The following is an 18531-nucleotide window of genomic DNA, read 5'->3' as shown; positions in this document are numbered from 1 at the left end:
CGTCTCGCGGCTCGGGGGGCACGTTGTCGTTACTCACGGAGGGCTCGGGTGTGGGGGACACGGGGGCAGGTCGCGATGCTACCCTCGATTCGATGATTCCCACCGTGAGGCATGGCGTGGTGCCGTTGCTGGTGCTCCTGGCGCTGCTCCAGGGTGGGTGCCTGGCGGAGTCCTCGCTGGACGGCGGGGAACTGAAATGCGGCCCGAGGGACCTCACGCCCGAGTGCTGTCTGAAGCAGAACCCCGGTGATTGGCAGAAGTGTACCGGTGCTTCAGGTCCAACCGAGGCGGGCATTTCCGTGGCTATGAAAATCGCGTCCGTGGGGGCTGCCGCTGCACTCGCGCTCCAGCCCATCATCGGTTCCGCCGAGCGCCGGGGCGTGGAACTGGCCACGGACCTGCGCTCCGATGTCGAAGCGGCCATCTTGAAGTGCGTGCGCAGGGTGGAGCGACAGGCGAACGACCAGCACTTCGACGGCGAGAGCCCGAGTCGGGAGCAGTGCGCCGAGCTCAAGAGAGAGGGGCAGACCTGGGCCATGTACCTGGGGTCTTTCAAGCACAATCTGGCATGGGACTGCCTCCATGAGGCCCTCAAACAATTGCTGCCGTGCCGCTACTTGTTCGAGCCGCGCTTCCAGTTCAACGAGGGGACGGGAAGGTGGGAGTTCCTCACCCGAGAGATGGTGAATCAGATTGTTTCACAGCAGGGATGGAAGGGGCTGGAAGGGACCATCGCGCCGGACATCGTCATCATGGATGCGCACGGCGTAATCATTCATGTGTACGACATGAAGTTCCCTTGCCCGGAAACGAATCTCGCTCGTTGGGAGACCTATCGAAATGGTGCGTGGCTGGGTTCAACCCAGGGCGGTCTCTATCTCGATGCACTGTATGCCGAACCAACGCTCATCTCTCCGAGAGAGGGCGTGAAGCGTTGGAAGAAGTGAGGATGCGCCCGATGCAATATCCGAGGTTGCGATTTGCCGACCGGTTCCTTGGGGAGGCCGCCAGTGATGCGCTGCTCATTTGTTTTTACATGAAGCATTCCCATGAGCAGATCGCGCCACTCATCCTGCGTGCGCTCGATATCTTCCGTGAGCGCATCCAGCCCCTCACGCTCGATTGGTACATCGATCCTGACGCTCAAACCCATCCTCTGGATGGAACGCAGTGGGAGTCCATCCGGAAGGAGATGGTGGGGCCCGAGGAGAACTTCTTTCCTCGGTTTGCAGGCACTCCTGAGCGAGTTGGAGGACTCTACGTCGAGTACAAGGGTCTGAGGATTCCTTCGCGCTGGCCAGCGCGACAGCACGACGCGTGCAGCTTGTACCTGCGGCTGCCTACGGAGTTTCTAGAGGCGCGGGGGCCGAGTCAGGTCCGTGAGTTGGCGGTAGCGGTCGCGAATGAGCTTCCCTTCAACTCGGGGTTCGTGGACCTGAGCTTCGGTTGGGTGAACCCCGTCGAGGATGCCATTGACCTGATTCACAAACGTTATCCGGGCCTTCATCTGAATCGCGAGGGTCCGCAACTCGACATGGACACCCACGTCGACGGCGTCCACTGGATGAACTTCCTCAGCCAACCGGTACTTGGAAAACTCGGCGGTATCGCCGCCCTTCGCGAGCGACTGAATCTCCCCGGAATCTCCATCCAGGAACTCAGCGGAGACCGCCTCCTCATCTCCTTGGGCGACGCGCCGAACCCGGGCGACACAGAGGCCGGAGAGACGCTCCCCCTCCACCGTGCGCTCGCCCGGCTCCTCGAACCGTACCTCTACCGGAACACCCGCCCGCTCGGCCGGATGACTCCGGAGGACATGCGCCGCTGGGAGCGCCGCTTCCTCGACTGAGCACTCCGGAGCGCCGCCCGCCCCGCCGTCGGACCTGCGCATCCGCATGAAGCCAACGGCCGTGGTTGCTACTACCTCCCTGTCCCGCCACACCCTAGATTGCCCGCGGCGGGAGCTTGCCCGCCCGGCGGAGGGACGCTCTCTCCGCGCACCTGGAGGTCGTTGATGGTTGCCGTACTCGAGCCCGCCCCTTCGAAGGAGATTCCCGCCGGCGGCGCGTTCCTCTTCCAGGAAGTGGGCGCCACCCGCATCGTCACCCCGGAGACATTCGCCGAGGACCAGCGCCTCTTCTTCAAGACGGCCCTCCAGTTCTCCCGCGAGCAGGTGCTCCCCCATGCCGAGCGAATCGAGGCCAAGGACAACGCCCTCCTGCGCAACCTCCTCCGCCAGGCCGGCGAGCTGGGCTTGCTCAGCGTGGACATCCCCGAGGCCTACGGCGGCACCGGTCTCGACAAGACGACATCCCTCCTGCTCGCCGAGGCGATGAGCCTCAACGGCTCCTGGTCCGTGACGTTCGGTGCGCACACCGGCATCGGCACGCTGCCCATCGTCTGGTTCGGCAACGCGGCCCAGAAGCAGAAGTACCTCCCCAAGCTCGCCACCGGTGAGTGGGTCGCCGCCTACGCCCTCACGGAGCAGGGCAGCGGCAGCGACGCGCTCGGCGCGAAGACGAAGGCGGTGCGCTCGCCGGACGGCAAGCACTGGATTCTCAACGGCTCCAAGCTCTACATCACCAACGCGGCCTTCGCGGACGTGTTCGTCGTCTTCGCCAAGGTGGACGGCGACAAGTTCACCGGCTTCATCGTCGAGAAGGACACTCCCGGCCTCACCGTGGGCCCGGAGGAGCACAAGATGGGCATCCGCGGCTCGTCCACGTGCCCCCTCTACTTCGAGGACGCGCGCGTCCCGGTGGAGAACCAGCTCGGCGAGGTGGGCAAGGGCCACAAGATTGCCTTCAACATCCTCAACTACGGCCGCCTCAAGCTGGGCGCGGGCGTGCTGGGCGGCATGAAGCTCCAGCTCCAGAACGCGCTGCGCTTCACGCAGGAGCGCAAGCAGTTCGGCACCCCCATCGTCCAGTTCCCCCTGTCCCGCGAGAAGCTGGCCCGCATGACGGCGCTCATCCACGCCGTGGAGAGCATGACGTACCGCACCGCGGGCCTCGTGGACGCGCGCCTCGCCGGACACGACAAGACCGCCGCCGACTACGAGACGCGCCTGCTCGCCGCCGTCGAGGAGTACGCGATTGAGTCGTCCATCATGAAGGTGCACGGCTCGGAGTCGCTGGGCACCCTCGTGGACGACGCCGTGCAGCTCCACGGCGGCGCTGGCTACATCGAGGAGTATCCGGTGGAGCGCGCGTACCGCGACGCGCGCATCAACCGCATCTTCGAGGGCACCAACGAAATCAACCGCATGCTCATCGTCGGCATGCTCCTCAAGCGCGCGGTGAAGGGTGACCTGCCGCTGTTCGCCGTCGCCGGCAACGTGGCCGACGAGCTGTCCCGGGGCGAACGTCCCCGCGCGCGCGGCCAGGACGCGCTGGCCCCGCAGGAAGTGGCCGCCGAGTCCGCCAAGCACCTCGCCCTCCACGGCCTGCGCATCGCCGCGGAGACCTTCGGCACCGATTTGGAGAAGCACCAGGAGGTGCTCGCCGCGCTGTCGGACGTGGTGATGGACGCCTTCGCGCTGGACTCCATGGTGACGCGCACCCGCCAGGCCGCCAGCCAGGGGAAGCTGGACCCGGTGCGCGTGGCGCTGACGCAGTTGTACGCGCTGGACGCGGTCCCTCGCGCCTTCGACAGGACGCGCCGCGCGCTGTGCGCCACACTCCAGGGTGAGGCGCTCGACACGGAGCTGAAGCGCCTGGCCTCGCTGGACGTCTTCACGCCGTACAACCCCGCGGAGCTGCGCGAGACGGTGGTGACGGCGCTCGAGTCTGCGGGCAGCTACCCGCTCAGCCAGGAGTAGCGGGGCAGGGCGGGGCTCCCGAACAGCCGGAGCCCCGTGCGCCTCACGGCATCCGCGTCACGGCGTCCATGCCGAAGCTCACGCGCGCCTTCCAGGGCGCGGGGGGCAGGGACGCCAGGGCCAGCAGGGCCTCCAGGCGCTTCTCCATCTCCGGCCGCAAGCGCCCGAAGGTGGCGCCGAAGCCGGGTATCACCGTCTCCGAGTGCTTCTTCGGCACCGACGAGGTCCACACCACCTCGCCGTGCAGCATCAACGGTCCCCCCTGGAGGTCCATCTCCAGGAGGAAGGGCGTGCCCACGTGCACCTTGCGGGGCAGCGCCGGGGCCTGCACCTCCAGCCCCACGCCGCCCTTGGAGATGTCACGTACCAGAAAGATGGGCGACATGGGCGCCGCCTCCACCGCGCGCAGGTGCAGGGGCAGGCGCGGGAAGCGGCGCAGCCCCTCCTGCTCCTGGGTGGAGAAGATGCGCTGGAGCATCGCGTCCAGCGCGCTGCGGTCCTGGCTCATGCCGTAGCGCACGGTGAGCAGGTAGCGCTGTGCCTCGCGCGGCTCCACCTGCACCACCTCGCCGAGGACCTCCACGGGCCTGGGCACGCCTCCGGCGTGCAGCTCGAAGGTGAAGCGAGTCCCGAGCGGAAGGCTGCGGCGCGTCTCCAGCGTGACGCCGCCCTGCCCGACGCTGCGTGTGTACTCCCCCACCAATGACTGCGGGGTCTTGTAGGCCACCTTCAGTCGTACGTTCGTATTCACGCAAAAGGCACTCTGCGCCTGTCTCCGGGTGGAACTCAAGCGGGCCCCATCTCCCTGGGTAGGGCGCTGCGGCGCGGCAACCACCGGACCTTCCAGGTGTGGCGGGACTTCTGGAATCGGGCACTCGCGGTGCGGGGCCTCCTGGAATCGGGCACTCGCGGTGCGGGGCCTCCTGGAATCGGCCGTCCGTGGTGCGGGGGCCTTGCCGGAATCCGGCCACGAGCGCCGTGCCGCACCCGTCCAGGTGTCTGGCGCCAACGAACCGCTGTTCCAACCTGTTGCGGTTTCTTGACCCCCCCCAGGGGGACGCGTATGTATGCCGCCCGGTAGTGGCAAGGAGTGGGAAGGAGTGGAGTTCAGTCCCCTGGCGGGTTGAAAAGGTGGATCGTCCCGCGTGTTCCGAGGCGTCTATGAGCACCAGATCGACGCGAAGGGGCGGACGAGCCTCCCGGCGAAGCTCCGGGAAACGCTGGTGGGCGCCTACGACGAGCGGCTCATCATCACCACGGCGCTCGACAGGTGCCTCCACGCGTACCCGGTGCGGGAGTGGGAGGCGCTGGAGGCTTCCCTGGCCCGCCGCAACCCGATGGAGCCGGGGGTGAAGACGCTGATGCGCCTGTACGTGGCCAGCGCGCAGGAGTGCCCGTTGGACAAGCTGGGGCGCCTGCTCATCCCTCCCACGCTTCGCACCTATGCCGGGCTGGAGAAGGACGTGGTGTGGGCGGGGATGGTGAAGGTGATTGAGCTGTGGAGTCGCGAGGGCTGGGCGAAGGCGCAGGAGGAGGCCCGCCAGGAGGCGACCTCCGCGGATGTGATGAAGGTGCTGTCGGAGCTGCGCCAGCAGTAGCGGGAAAGTCGACAGGGCTCAGAAGTCCCGGGAGGGTGGCAAGCGTATGAACCAGGTTCTGGAGGTGCGGCGAGAGGCGGGCGCGGCGGTGGCCACCGGGCGCGTGGAGACGCTCATGCTCGAGGGCGAGCTGAGCGAGCAGGACCTGCTTCAGCTCTGCGAGGACCTCACCCGGAAGATGCAGCGCGGCCTGCGCCAGGTGGTGCTGGACTTCGCCGACGTGGGGCACCTGAACTACCGGGGCGTCAAGCCGCTCATGGCCCGCGCCGAGGCCTTCCGCCGCACCGGCGGGGACCTGAAGCTGTCCGGCCTGTCGCCGTACCTGGCCGCCATCTTCCGCGCGGCCGGCGCGCACGACGCCTTCGAAATCTACCCGCACATGAACGACGCCCGGGCCGCCTTCGCGCTCGCGCGGGCCCCGTTCGTCTGACGGCGCGTGGAGGCCTTGGACTTCCAGCACCAGACCGTCCTCCTGCGGGAAGCAGTGGACTTGCTCCAACCGGGAGTGGGGAAGGTGATCATCGACGGCACACTGGGCGGCGGTGGCCACACGGAGGCGCTCCTGGCTCGGGGCGCCACCGTGGTGGGCGTGGACCGCGACCCGGTGGCGCTCGCGGCGGCCACCTCACGCGTGGGGGGCAACCCGCGCTTCCAGGCCCGGCAGGGCAACTTCGCCGAGCTGCCCCGCGTGGCCGCGGACCTGCTCCCGGTGGACGGTGTGCTGGTGGACCTGGGCGTCTCCTCCCCGCAGCTCGACGTGGCCGAGCGCGGCTTCTCCTTCATGAAGGAGGGCCCGCTGGACATGCGCATGGGCGACACGGGGCCCACCGCCGCGGAGCTCATCGCCTCCATGGATGAGCGCGACCTGGCCCACATCCTCAAGGAGTACGGCGAGGAGCCCTTCGCGCGGCCCATCGCCCGTGAATTGAAGCGCGCGCTGCCCACGCGCACCCTGGAGGCCGCCGAGGTCGTGAAGCGGGCGGTGCCTCGCAAGGCGTGGCCCAACCGCATCCACGTGGCCACCCGTACGTTTCAAGCGCTGCGCATGGCCGTCAACGGTGAGCTGGAGGCGCTGGATGCGCTGCTCGCCGCCATTCCGAGCCTCCTCAAGGTGGGGGGCCGCGCCGCCATCATCGCCTTCCACTCCCTGGAGGACCGGAAGGTGAAGGAGGCGTTCCGCGACATGGTGGGCCGGTGCACCTGCCCGCCGGGGCTGCCGGTGTGCGCCTGTGGCTATTCGGGCGCGTTCGCCCTGGTGACGAAGAAGGCCGTGGCCGCCTCGGATGAAGAGGTGGAGGCCAACCCCCGCTCTCGCAGCGCGCACCTGCGCGTGGTGGAGAAACTCCGATGAGCAAGGCGACTTCCAGGTTGGGTTCGACGCGTGGCTCCGTCTCGCTGACGGGCGTGCTGCTGCACCTGTTGCCGGCCGTCCTCTTCTTCGCCCTCTTCGCGGCGGTGGGCATGCTCCACGTCACCAGCCGCGTGCTGGTGGTGGACATGGGCTACCGCCTGTCGCGCGAGGAGGCCGAGAGCCGCACCCTCACCCGGGAGAATGACCGGCTGAAGCTGGAGCTGGCCACGCTCAAGGCCCCGGCGCGGCTGGAGCGCGTGGCGCGCGAGCAGCTCGGCATGGCCATGCCCAACGGTGGTGCCGTGGTGTCGCTGGCCGCGGAGAAGCCCGCTCGCGGCGACGCCCGTGCCGAAGCTCGTGGCTCCGAGCTGCCCGGCGTGCGGGTGGCCGGGCGCGACGCGACGGGGGCGGTGCGGTGAGGGACTTCAAGGCGACGCGGGCTCCCGAGCCCAACGCGAAGTGGCTGAGGCTGCGGGTGCAGCTGCTGTTCGGCCTCTTCCTGACGCTGCTGGGCGTCGCCTTCGGTCGCGCGGTGTTCCTCCAGGTCTTCGAGCAGGAGAAGCTGCGCGGCCTGGCGCAGGACCAGTACGTCCGCCAGATTGAAATCCCCGCCCGCCGCGGCGACATCTTCGACCGGCGTGGCACCCCCCTGGCCCAGAGCGTGGAGGTGGACTCCATCTGGGTGGACCCGTCGATGCTGCCGGACGTGCGGGCCGCCGCGCGCGCGCTGGCCAAGGCGCTCAAGGTCGACGCGGACGAGATGGCCGCGCGCCTGGGCCGCGCCAAGCGCTTCGCGTGGGTGAAGCGCCAGGCCAAGCCGCAGGAGGTGGAGGCGGTGAAGGCGCTGGGCCTGCCCGGCTTCGGCTTCACCAAGGAGCCCAAGCGCTTCTACCCGCAGCGAGAGCTGGGCGCCCACGTGGTGGGCATGGTGGGCATGGACGGCCACGGCCTGGAGGGCCTGGAGCTGGCCTTCGAGGAGGAGCTGTCCGGGCAGAACTCGCGCATGTCCGGCTTCCGCGACGCCAAGGGCCGCAAGCTGCTGGTGCAGGGCGCGATGGACCCGCTGGAGCGCCAGGGCGCCGCCGTCACCCTCACCATCGACCGCCACCTCCAGTACGTGACGGAGAAGGCGCTGGCCAAGGCGGTGGAGGAGGCCAAGGGCGTGGCCGGCATGGCGGTGGTGCTGGACCCGCGCACCGGCGAATTGCTGGCCGTGGCCAACCACCCGCGCTTCAACCCCAACAACCCCGGGGCCGGCACGCGCGCCGAGATGCGCAACCGTGCCGCGCTGGACACCTTCGAGCCCGGCTCCACGACGAAGCCCCTCGTGGTGGCCGCGGCCCTGGATCAGCAGGCGATAACGCCCGACAGCGTCTTCTTCTGTGAGAACGGCGCCTGGCCCATTGGCCGCCACACCATCAACGACACCCACCCGCACGGCTGGCTGGCCCCCCGCGCCATCCTCCAGGTGTCCTCCAACATCTGCATGGCGAAGATTGCCCAGGCGCTGGGGCGCGAGAAGCTCGTCGCCGGCTACCACGCCTTCGGCTTCGCCGAGCGCACCGGCCTGGCGCTGCCGGGCGAGGGGCGCGGCGTCATCCCCTTCCCGAAGGCGGAGGTGGCCCTGGCCACCCAGTCCTTCGGCCAGGGGATGACGGCCACGGCGGTCCAGATTGCGTCCGCCTATGGTGCGCTGGCCAACGATGGCGTGCTCATGCGGCCCTACCTCGTGTCGAAGGTGGTGGACCCGGATGGGGTAGTCCTGCTGGAAAACCGCCCCACGGAGATTCGCCGGGTGGTTTCATCCAAGGTTGCCCGGCAGGTGGTGGGCATGCTCGAGAGTGTGGTGACCAAGGAGGGGACCGCCCCCAGGGCCGCCATGGAGGAGTACAGGGTGGCGGGCAAGACAGGGACGGCCCAGAAGGCGGACCCCGTCGCCCGGGGGTATTCGGACAAGCGAATCGCCTCCTTCGCTGGCATGGTGCCGGCCGAGTCACCGCGCGCGGTGATTCTTGTCGTAGTGGACGAACCGAAGACCGACGTATACGGGGGGCTCGTGGCTGCCCCTGCTTTCAAGGAGATTGCGACTGCCGCCATGGCCCACCTGGCCGTGCCCCCGTCCCGGACGGTGGCACCCGAGGTGGCCGTGGCCGCCGTGTCCCCCGCGCCTGTCGCGGCGAAGCCGGTGGCCGTCAAGGCCGTCGTGCCCGCGCGTCCGGTGCTGGCGGAGGCGGTGACGGAGACCCCGGAGCCCGGCACGGTGCGTGTGCCGGACGTCCAGGGACAGGTAGGACGGGAAGCCGTGGTGAAGCTGCTCGCCGCGGCTCTCGAGCCACAAGTAATGGGCAGTGGACGAGTGGTGTCTCAAACCCCCGCCGCCGGCGCACTGGTGGAGAAGGGGGCCCGGGTGACGCTGGAGCTCGCGACGCGGCAATGAGGCCGCGCTCGCTCCAGGACCCGCGCTTGCAAGACGTGTGAAGGGGAAGAGATGAAGCTGACGGATGTCCTCGCAGGATGTGGTGCCGAGCAGACCTCGGGCGGCCGTTCCGCGGTTGACGTCACCGGTGTGACGCAGGACTCGCGGCGCGTGAAGGCGGGGGACCTCTTCGTCGCCATTCCTGGCACGAAGGAGGATGGGGCCCAGTTCATCGGCGAGGCCGTGTCCCGTGGTGCGGTGGCGGTGGTCTCCGAGAAGCCGGTGCCCTCCTCGCAGGTGCCCTTCTTCAAGGTGGGCAACGCGCGCAAGGCCCTGGCCATCATCGCGGCCAACTTCTACGGCCGTCCCGCCGACCAGCTCACGCTGCTCGGTGTCACCGGGACGAACGGGAAGACGACGACGACCTACTTGCTGGAGGCGATGAGCACGGCGGCCTATGCGGCCACCGGTGTCATCGGCACGCTGGGCTACAAGTTCTCCGGAAAGACGGTGGAGAGCGCCAACACCACCCCGGATGCGCTGGAGCTGCACCGCATCTTCCGGGAGATGGTCGACGCGGGGGTGGAGACGGTCATCATGGAGGTGTCCAGCCATGCGCTCGCGCAGGAGCGCGTGCACGGGCTCACCTTCAAGGCGGCCGGCTTCTCCAACCTGAGCCGAGACCACCTCGACTACCACAAGGACATGGAGGACTACTTCCAGTCGAAGCGGAAGCTGTTCGCCGAGAACCTGTCCGCCACCGGCGTGGCCGTGGTCAACGGCGACGACACCTACGCCAGCCGCATCTACAACGAGCTGCGCGGCCAGAAGCGCATGGCGTGGAAGTTCAGCCGCGTGGGCAACGGGGAGGTCTCCGCCGCCGACGTCACCTTCACGCTCCAGGGCATCAAGGGCACGCTGAAGACGCCGGCCGGTGACATCCCCATCAAGAGCAAGCTGCTGGGGCCCCACAACCTGGAGAACATCCTCCTGGCGGCGGGCATCGGCCTGGGCGCGGGCTTCGCCCGGCGCGACGTGCAGGAAGGCATCGAGCGCATGACGCCGGTGGCCGGCCGCATGGAGCGCGTGGAGAACTACGGCCCCGGCGGTGCTCCGGCGGTGCTGGTGGACTACGCGCACACCGACGACGCGCTCAAGCGCGCGCTGGAGGCCGCGCGTGCGCTGGCCAAGGGCCGTGTCATCACGGTCTTCGGCTGCGGTGGAGACCGGGACAAGGGCAAGCGTCCGCTGATGGGCGCGGTGGCGGCGGAGGCCGCGGACCTGGCCATCGTCACCAGCGACAACCCCCGCACCGAGAACCCGGACGACATCATCTCCGAGGTGACGCCGGGCCTGGAGAAGGGCGGCCTGCGCCGCATCTCCGCGGGCAAGGCCAAGTCGGGTGAGAAGGGCTACCTCGTGGACGCGGACCGCCGCGCCGCCATCGAGCTCGCCATCGGTCTGGCCACCGCGGACGACGTCGTCCTCATCGCCGGCAAGGGCCACGAGACGTATCAGCAGGTGGGCACGGAGAAGCACAACTTCGACGACCGCCAGGTGGCGGCGAAGGCGCTGGCCAACCGCACCCCCTAGCTGAAGTCGCGCGAGCGCGGTCCGGCCCCGGCCGCGCTCGCACCCCACACCCCTATGTCAGCCCGATTCAACGACGATGAGGTGGTGCAGGCGACCGGTGCCACCCGGCGCGGAGGCGCGGCCCCGGCCGAATTCTCCGCGGTCTGCACCGACACGCGCTCGCTCACCCCGGGCTGTCTCTTCCTGGCCCTCGTCGGCGAGCGCTTCGACGCGCACGCCTTCGTGGACGCGGCGGCGAAGGGCGGGGCGGCCGGCGCCGTCGTCGCCCGCGGGCGCACGCTGCCCGTGCTGCCGGAGGGCTTCCCCCTCTACGAGGTGGAGGACACGCTGATGGCGCTGGGGGCCCTCGGCCGTCACCACCGGCAGCGCTTCAAGATTCCCCTCTGCGCGGTGGGCGGCTCCAACGGGAAGACGACCACCAAGGAGATGGTGGGCGCCATCCTCGCCACGCGCGGGCCGGCCCTGAAGACGGAGGGCAACCTCAACAACGAGGTGGGCGTCCCGCTGACGCTCTTCCGCCTGGAGCCGCAGCACGTGGCGGCCGTCATCGAGGTGGGCATGAACCGCCCCGGTGAGATTGAACGGCTCACCCGCGTGGTGCGCCCCGACGCCGGTGTCATCACCGTCGTCCAGCCCGAGCACCTCGAAGGGCTGGGCAGCATCGAGGGTGTGGCGGAGGCGGAAGGGGAGATGTTCCGCGAGCTGGGCCCCACGTCCACGGTGGTGGTGAATGTGGATGACCCGCTCATCCCGAAGCAGGCCGCGCGCAGCAAGGCGAAGCGGCTGACCTTCGGCCGCGCGGAGGGCGCGGACGTGCGGCTGACGGGCGTGGAGACGCACGGCCGTGACGGCATGGTGGCCACGGTGCGGTACGCGGGCCGTGACTGGCCGGTGCGGCTGCACTTCATCGGTCCGCATAATGCGCAGAACGCCACGGCGGCCTTCGCGCTGGCGCTGGCGCTGGGCTACTCGCCGGAGGAGTGCGTGCGCGGCCTGGAGACGGCGCGGCCGTACGCGCGGCGCCTCAACGTGCTGGACGGCAAGGGCGGCGTGACGGTGATTGACGACTGCTACAACGCCAACCCGGCGTCCATGGACGCGGCGCTGGAGACGCTGGGCACGCTGGTGCCCGCTGGCGGCCGTCCGGTGGTGGTGCTGGGGGACATGCTGGAGCTGGGTCCGGGCGAGCTGGAAGAGCACTCGCGCCTGGGCGGGCGCGTTCCCGGGCACGCGAAGCTCGCGGCCTTCTTCGGTCCCCGCTCCGTCAAGGGGTGGGAGGCCGCTTCCATGGGCAATTCCGCTGCCCACTTCACCGAGATCGAGCCGCTGGTGGCCTGGTTGTCGCCCCAGCTGCGCGCGGGTGACGTGGTGCTGGTGAAGGCCAGCCGCGGCATGCGGCTGGAGCGGGTGGTGGCGGCGCTCACGGGCGCGCCAGCCCCCGGAGGACATCACTAGTGCTGTATCTCCTCTACGAGCTCATCCAGAACACGGAAGCAGGGCGCGTCCTCAACTTCCTGCGCTACCCCACCTTCCGCATCATCGCCGCGGGCGTCTTCGCCCTGCTGCTCGGCATGCTCATCGGTCCCCGGCTCATCGCCCGCCTGCGGCTGAAGCAGCACGGGCAGAGCAACGTGCGCGAGGACACGCCGGACTCGCACCAGAAGAAGAAGGGCACGCCCACCATGGGTGGCGCGCTCATCCTCATCTGCATCGCCGCCGGCACGCTGCTGTTCGCGGACCTGGGCAGCCGTGGCGTGTGGGTGATGCTGCTGCTCACCTTCGGCTATGGCTTCATCGGCTTCCTGGATGACTGGCTGAAGTTGTCCAAGCGCAACTCGAAGGGGTTGCCGGGCCGTTACAAGATGGTGCTGCAGACCTTCTTCTTCCTGGTGGCGGTGTTCGGCCTGCTCACCACGTGGACGCACCCGGACGGCTCCTTCGGGCCCACGCTGCTCATCAACACGAAGCTGACGGTGCCCTTCATCCCCACCCGCTGGTTCAACCCGGACCTGGGCTGGTTCTACGTCGTCTTCGCGTGGCTCGTCATCGTCGGCACCTCCAACGCCGTCAACCTCACGGACGGCCTGGACGGTCTGGCCATCGTCCCCACCATCGTCTCCGCCATCACCTTCGCGGTGCTCTGCTACGTGGCCGGTACCACGCTGAGCATCGCGGACTCGGAGCTGGTGAACGGGGTGCCGAAGCTCGTGGCCACGCCGCTGTACCAGTACCTGGGCATCCTCCAGGTGCCGGGTGGCGCGGAGCTGGCCGTGTTCTGCGCGGCGATTGTCGGCGCGGGCATCTCCTTCCTCTGGTTCAACACCTATCCGGCCTCCGTCTTCATGGGCGACATCGGCTCGCTGGCGCTGGGTGGCGCGCTGGGCGGGCTGGCGGTGCTGTCCAAGAACGAGGTGGTGTCCGCCATCATCCACGGCATCTTCTTCGCGGAGGCCCTGAGCGTGATGATTCAGGTGGCCTCCTTCAAGATGACGGGCAAGCGCGTCTTCAAGATGGCGCCGGTGCACCACCACTTCGAGCTGAAGGGCCTGGCCGAGCCGAAGATCATCGTCCGTTTCTGGATCGTCTCCATCCTCTGTGGTGGCGTGGCGCTCCTGTCGCTCAAGCTGCGCTGAAACCGCGGCAAAGGGGGCTCGGCCATGTCGTTGTCGCTGTCCGGTCAGAAGGTCCTCGTATACGGGCTGGCGAAGAGTGGCGTGGCGGCGCTGCGCCTCCTGCGCCAGCACGGCGCCCACGTCACGGCGCTGGATGCTCGCACCGAGGACGCGCTGGGCGAGGTGGGCCGCGAGGTGAAGTCCCTCGGCGCGTCGCTCGTCACCGGCCCCGTGCCCCCGGGCCTGCTCGCGTCGCAGGACCTCGTGGTGGTGAGCCCCGGCGTGCCGCTGGCGCTGCCGGAGATTGAGGCCGCGCGCTCGGCGGGCGTGGCGGTGTGGGGCGAAGTGGAGCTGGCCTCGCGCTTCCTCACCGACGTGCCCCTGTTCGGCATCACCGGCACCAACGGGAAGAGCACCACCACGGCGCTCACCGGCGAGTTGTTCCTGCGCGGCGGCCGGCGCACCTTCGTGGGCGGCAACCTGGGCCGGCCCTTCTCCGAAGCGGCCCTGGCCCCGAAGGCCTGGGACGCGCTGGTGGTGGAGCTGTCCAGCTTCCAGCTCGAGGGCATCCGCACCCTGCGCCCGCGCGGCGCCGCCATCCTCAACCTCACGCCGGACCACCTGGACCGGTACGCCACCCACGCCGACTACGGCGCGGCCAAGGCGCGCATCTTCCAGAGCCAGCAGGCCGGAGACTTCGCGGTGGTCAACGCGGACGACGCCGACGTGCTGGGGCTGGCGCGCGCGGCGAAGGTGCCCGTGTACGGCTTCGGCATGACGGGGCGCCCGGTAGCGGACGCGCCGAAGCTGGCGGGGCAGGCCATCGCGGAGGAGGGCGGCTTCCGGCTCGACTTCCTGAACGAGCACTACCGGCTCACCAACCGCGCGCTGCGCGGCGCGCACAACGCGCAGAACGCCATGGCGGCGACGCTGCTGGCGCGGCTGGGCGGCGTGCCGGCCGACGCGGTGCAGGCGGGGCTGGACAGCTATCCCGGGCTGCCGCACCGCATGGAGAGCGTGCGCGTGCTGGACGGCGTGGAGTGGGTGAACGACTCCAAGGCTACCAACGTGGACTCGGTGCTGGTGGCGCTGCGCGCCTTCAAGGGCGACCTGTGGCTGATTGCCGGCGGCAAGGGCAAGGGCGCGCCGTACGCGCCCATGGTGGAGGAGGGGCGGGGCAAGGTGAAGGGCGTGCTCACCATCGGCCAGGACGCGGACGTCCTTGCAAAGGCGTACGCCGGGCAGGCGCCGGTGCATGCGTGCGGCACGCTGGACGCGGCGGTGAAGAAGGCGCGTGAAGTGGCGAAGGCGGGGGACACGGTGCTGCTGTCGCCCGCGTGCGCGTCGTATGACCAGTTCAAGAACTTCGAGGACCGGGGCGACACCTTCAAACGCCTCGTCGGGGCGCTGTGATGGACATGAAGACCACTCCTCCCGCGTCCGCCTCCGTGCGGTTCGACCCGATACTCCTGTGCGCAGTGCTCGGCCTCGTCACCTTCGGGCTGGTGATGGTGTACTCGGCCAGCGCGGTGCTGGCGCAGGACAAGCTGGGTGACAGCCTGTACTTCTTCAAGCGCCAGCTCACCGCGGCCGGCATGGGCGTGGTGGCCATGGCGGTGGCCATGAAGGTGGGCTGGCGCAAGCTGGCGCGCTGGGCCTACCCGCTGCTGCTCGTCGCCATCGTCCTGCTGGTGGCGGTGGCCATTCCCGGCGTCGGCACCACGGCGGGCGGCGCGCGCCGGTGGATTCGCCTGCCGGGCTTCAGCCTGCAGCCCGCGGAGGTGGCGAAGTTCGCCTGGGTCGTCTACCTGTCCTACTCGCTGGCGAAGAAGCGCGAGAAGGTGGCCACCTTCTCCGTGGGCTTCCTCCCGCACCTGGCCCTGTGTGGCGTGCTCGTCCTCTTGTGCATGCTCCAGCCGGACTTCGGCAGCAGCGTGCTGCTGGTGTTCATGCTCTTCGTGCTGCTCTTCGCGGCCGGCGCGAAGCTGAGCTACCTGGTGGGCTCGGTGCTGCTGGCGCTGCCCCTGGCGTACGTGGCGATTGCGACGAGCCCGTACCGCATGAAGCGCATCCTCGCGTTCCTCGACCCGTGGGCGCACCGGCACGACGTGGGCTACCAGGTGGCCGAGTCGCTGATGTCCATCGGCTCGGGCGGTGTGTTGGGCCTGGGGCTGGGGGACGGGCGGCAGAAGCTCTTCTTCCTGCCGGAGGCGCACACCGACTTCATCTTCTCCATCATCGGCGAGGAGACGGGGCTGATAGGCGTGGGGTTGCTGGTGGCGCTGTACGGAACGGTGCTGTGGCGTGGGGTGCGCGCCAGCCTGGCCGCAGGGGAGACGTTCGGCACGTACCTGGGGCTGGGCATCACCTCCATCATCGCGTTCCAGGCCACGGTGAATATGTGCGTGGCGATGGGGCTCTTGCCCACGAAGGGGCTGACGCTGCCCTTCGTGTCGTACGGAGGAACTTCCCTGGTGGTGCTGATGGGCGCGGCGGGGGTGCTGTTGTCCTTGAGCGCGAATGCCGAACCGGCAACGCGCGCCACGCGGACGGGCACGGACATGCGGGAGGTGACGGCGTGAAGGTCCTCATCGCGGGCGGCGGCACCGGTGGCCACCTCTTCCCGGGCATCGCCCTGGCCGAAGAGGTGACGACGCGTCACCACGGCAACGAGGTGGTCTTCGTGGGCACCGAGCGGGGCCTCGAGGCGCGCGTGGTGCCGAAGGAGGGCTACCCGCTGGAGCTGGTGAAGGTGCAGGGCCTCAAGGGGAAGAACCTGTTCGCCTTCATCAAGGCGCTCTTCGCCCTGCCGCTGGCCTTCATCGAGTCGTTCCGCATCCTCGCCCGGCAGAAGCCGGACGTGGTGGTGGGCGTGGGCGGCTACGCCAGCGGGCCGGTGGTGCTGGCCGCGTGGCTGATGGGCATCCCCACGGCGATTCAGGAGCAGAACGCGCTGCCGGGCCTCACCAACAAGGTGCTGGGCAAGGTGGTGCGCGTCGTCTTCACCGCCTTCGAGGGCGCGAGCCGCTTCTTCCCCGAGAAGAAGGTGCAGCTCATCGGCAACCCCATCCGCCGCAAGCTGATGGACAACTACCTGCGCAGCCACGTGGCGCACGAGAAGTTCTCGCTGCTCGTCTTCGGCGGCAGCCTGGGTGCGCGCGGCATCAACCAGCGGATGATTGAGGCGCTGGACTCCCTGGGGGACTTGAAGGACGGGCTGCACTTCGTCCACCAGACGGGGAAGAACGACCTGGAGCAGGTGCGCAAGGGCTACGCGGAGAAGGGCTTCCAGGCGGACGTGGTGGAGTTCATCGACGACATGTCGAGCGCGTACGCGAAGGCGGACCTCGTCGTCTGTCGCGCCGGCGCCACCACGCTGGCGGAGCTGACGGTGTGCAAGAAGGCCAGCATCCTCATTCCCTTCCCGCACGCCACGGATGACCACCAGGCGGTGAATGCGAAGGCGCTGGTGGACGCGGGCGCGGCGCTGATGTTCCGCGAGTCGGAGCTCACCGGGACGAAGCTGGCGGAGACCATCCGCGCGCTGAAGAGCGACCCGGCGAAGCTCAAGAACATGGAGAAGAAGGCGGGCCTGCTGGGCCGCCCGGAGGCCGCCAAGGAGCTGGCGGACGTCTGCGTGGACCTAATGGTGCAGGCGTGGGGCCCCAATGGTAGGGAGCGCGCCCCCGCCGAGCCGAAGAAGGCGCCGAGGAGCCACTCGTGACGAAGAACAAGCCCGCCAGCCTCTTCAAGACGCGCCACGCCGCGCAGGTCCACTTCGTGGGCATCGGCGGCATCGGCATGAGCGGTATCGCCGAGGTGCTGCTCAACCTGGGCTACCGCGTGTCCGGCAGCGACTTGAAGGAGAGCGACATCACCCGGCGCCTGACGCGCATGGGCGCCACCATCTTCGAGGGACACAAGGCGCAGAACCTCGTCCAGGCGGACGTGGTGGTCATCTCCTCCGCGGTGCGCAAGGACAACCCGGAGGTCGTCACCGCGCGGCAGCGGAAGATTCCCGTCATCCCCCGCGCGGAGATGCTCGCGGAGCTGATGCGCCTGAAGTACGCCGTCGCGGTGGCGGGCAGCCACGGCAAGACGACGACGACGTCCATGGTGGCCACCGTGCTGAGCGCGGCGGGGTTGGACCCGACGGCGGTGGTGGGCGGCAAGGTGAACGTGCTCGACTCCAACGCCAAGCTGGGCAAGAGCGAGCTGATGGTGGTGGAGGCGGACGAGAGCGACGGCAGCTTCCTCAAGCTGCACCCGTCCATCTCCATCGTCACCAACATCGACCCGGAGCACATGGACCACTACGGCACGCTGGACGCGCTCCAGTCCGCCTTCGTGGAGTTCTGCAACCGGGTGCCCTTCTACGGCCTCAACGTCCTCTGCCTGGACAACCCCAACGTCCAGGCGCTGCTGCCGCGGATTGAAAAGCGCTTCGTCACCTACGGCAGCTCGCACATGGCGGACTACCGGCTGGAGAACATCCAGCTCGACGGCTTCACCACCACCTTCCAGGCCTTCCGCCGGGACGAGCCGCTGGGCGAGTTCCGCGTGCGCATGGTGGGCGCGCACAACGCCTTCAACGCGCTGGCCGTCATCGCCGTGGCGGAGGAGATGGACATCCCGCTGGAGACGGTGCGCGGCGCGCTGGCCGAGTTCGGCGGCGTGCAGCGGCGCTTCACCGTGCGCGGCGAGGCGCAGGGCATCACCGTGGTGGACGACTACGGGCACCACCCCACCGAGGTCATGGCCACGCTGGCCGGTGCGCGGAAGGCCTTCGGCCGGCGCGTGGTGGTGGCCTTCCAGCCGCACCGCTACACGCGCACGCACGACTTGATGAAGGAGTTCACCACCTCGTTCAACGACGCGGACGTGCTCTTCGTCACCAGCGTGTACGCGGCGGGCGAGGAGAAGATTCCGGGCGCCACCGGCGACGCGCTGGCGGACGCCATCCGTGCGCACGGCCACCGCGACGTCACCTTCGTGGAGAAGCGCACCGAATTGCCGGCGGCGCTGCTGCCCCGGCTGCGCGAGGGCGACCTGGTGCTCACGCTGGGCGCGGGCGACATCACCCAGGTGGGGCCGGACCTGCTCACCCTGCTGGGCACTTCTTCGCTGTCGAAGGGCTGAGC

At 69.1% G+C, this 18531-nt stretch carries 16 protein-coding genes; 15 read left to right on the top strand and 1 reads right to left on the bottom strand.

Going from position 1 to position 18531, the window contains the following annotated elements; translation table 11 throughout:
• The first annotated feature begins 92 nt into the window (after window positions 1-92).
• The 3 genes from G4D86_RS17965 (at window position 93) to G4D86_RS17955 (ending at window position 3820) form a co-directional block, all read left to right on the top strand.
• Window positions 93-947, top strand: a complete 855-nt coding sequence (locus tag G4D86_RS17965; RefSeq protein ID WP_163995203.1) for a hypothetical protein — start codon at window positions 93-95, stop codon at window positions 945-947.
• Window positions 948-958: 11 nt separating this feature from the next.
• Window positions 959-1849 (top strand): type VI immunity family protein, encoded by an 891-nt coding sequence (locus G4D86_RS17960; RefSeq protein WP_163995202.1) that lies wholly within the window; start codon window positions 959-961, stop codon window positions 1847-1849.
• A 165-nt stretch (window positions 1850-2014) separates the two neighbouring features.
• The gene (locus tag G4D86_RS17955; RefSeq protein ID WP_163995201.1) at window positions 2015-3820 is read left to right on the top strand and encodes an acyl-CoA dehydrogenase family protein; all 1806 of its coding nucleotides are present in this window, start codon (window positions 2015-2017) and stop codon (window positions 3818-3820) included.
• 43 nt (window positions 3821-3863) lie between these two features.
• On the opposite strand, the gene G4D86_RS17950 is transcribed toward G4D86_RS17955, so the two are convergent.
• On the bottom strand, window positions 3864-4571 hold the full coding sequence (locus G4D86_RS17950) for a PilZ domain-containing protein (RefSeq protein ID WP_205519620.1): 708 nt from the start codon (window positions 4569-4571) through the stop codon (window positions 3864-3866).
• A 394-nt stretch (window positions 4572-4965) separates the two neighbouring features.
• Here G4D86_RS17950 and mraZ point away from each other — a divergent pair, with 394 nt between their 5' ends.
• Genes mraZ through murC form a run of 12 tightly spaced genes read left to right on the top strand, consistent with a single transcriptional unit; the run spans window position 4966 to window position 18529 of the window.
• Window positions 4966-5418, top strand: a complete 453-nt coding sequence (mraZ, locus tag G4D86_RS17945) for a division/cell wall cluster transcriptional repressor MraZ (protein WP_163995200.1) — start codon at window positions 4966-4968, stop codon at window positions 5416-5418.
• A gap of 46 nt (window positions 5419-5464) precedes the next feature.
• Window positions 5465-5848 (top strand): STAS domain-containing protein, encoded by a 384-nt coding sequence (locus G4D86_RS17940; protein ID WP_163995199.1) that lies wholly within the window; start codon window positions 5465-5467, stop codon window positions 5846-5848.
• A 6-nt stretch (window positions 5849-5854) separates the two neighbouring features.
• On the top strand, window positions 5855-6769 hold the full coding sequence (rsmH, locus tag G4D86_RS17935) for a 16S rRNA (cytosine(1402)-N(4))-methyltransferase RsmH (RefSeq protein WP_163995198.1): 915 nt from the start codon (window positions 5855-5857) through the stop codon (window positions 6767-6769).
• Window positions 6766-7188 (top strand): cell division protein FtsL, encoded by a 423-nt coding sequence (ftsL, locus tag G4D86_RS17930; RefSeq protein ID WP_163995197.1) that lies wholly within the window; start codon window positions 6766-6768, stop codon window positions 7186-7188. Before rsmH ends, ftsL begins: the two co-directional genes overlap by 4 nt.
• Window positions 7185-9206 carry a penicillin-binding protein gene (locus G4D86_RS17925; RefSeq protein WP_163995196.1) on the top strand — a complete coding sequence of 674 codons (2022 nt, stop codon included), beginning with the start codon at window positions 7185-7187 and terminating at the stop codon, window positions 9204-9206. Before ftsL ends, G4D86_RS17925 begins: the two co-directional genes overlap by 4 nt.
• A 51-nt stretch (window positions 9207-9257) precedes the next feature.
• On the top strand, window positions 9258-10778 hold the full coding sequence (locus tag G4D86_RS17920; protein WP_163995195.1) for a UDP-N-acetylmuramoyl-L-alanyl-D-glutamate--2,6-diaminopimelate ligase: 1521 nt from the start codon (window positions 9258-9260) through the stop codon (window positions 10776-10778).
• Between the two features lie 54 nt (window positions 10779-10832).
• Complete coding sequence (locus G4D86_RS17915; protein ID WP_163995194.1) at window positions 10833-12233, top strand: UDP-N-acetylmuramoyl-tripeptide--D-alanyl-D-alanine ligase; 1401 nt, start codon at window positions 10833-10835, stop codon at window positions 12231-12233.
• Complete coding sequence (gene mraY, locus G4D86_RS17910) at window positions 12233-13411, top strand: phospho-N-acetylmuramoyl-pentapeptide-transferase (RefSeq protein WP_163995193.1); 1179 nt, start codon at window positions 12233-12235, stop codon at window positions 13409-13411. Before G4D86_RS17915 ends, mraY begins: the two co-directional genes overlap by 1 nt.
• A gap of 24 nt (window positions 13412-13435) precedes the next feature.
• Window positions 13436-14803: a UDP-N-acetylmuramoyl-L-alanine--D-glutamate ligase gene (gene murD, locus G4D86_RS17905; protein ID WP_163995192.1), complete on the top strand. Its 1368-nt coding sequence runs from the start codon at window positions 13436-13438 to the stop codon at window positions 14801-14803.
• A gap of 5 nt (window positions 14804-14808) precedes the next feature.
• Complete coding sequence (gene ftsW / locus G4D86_RS17900) at window positions 14809-15972, top strand: putative lipid II flippase FtsW (protein WP_163995191.1); 1164 nt, start codon at window positions 14809-14811, stop codon at window positions 15970-15972.
• Entirely contained in the window at window positions 15969-17114 is a 1146-nt protein-coding gene (murG, locus tag G4D86_RS17895; RefSeq protein ID WP_163995190.1) for an undecaprenyldiphospho-muramoylpentapeptide beta-N-acetylglucosaminyltransferase, read from the top strand. The genes ftsW and murG overlap by 4 nt, the downstream gene beginning before the upstream one ends.
• Complete coding sequence (murC, locus tag G4D86_RS17890) at window positions 17111-18529, top strand: UDP-N-acetylmuramate--L-alanine ligase (RefSeq protein WP_163995189.1); 1419 nt, start codon at window positions 17111-17113, stop codon at window positions 18527-18529. Before murG ends, murC begins: the two co-directional genes overlap by 4 nt.
• The last annotated feature ends 2 nt before the right edge of the window (window positions 18530-18531 follow it).

Source organism: Pyxidicoccus caerfyrddinensis (assembly GCF_010894405.1).
GTDB classification, from domain to species: Bacteria; Myxococcota; Myxococcia; order Myxococcales; family Myxococcaceae; genus Myxococcus; species Myxococcus caerfyrddinensis.
This window is presented reverse-complemented; position numbering and strand designations above follow the sequence as displayed.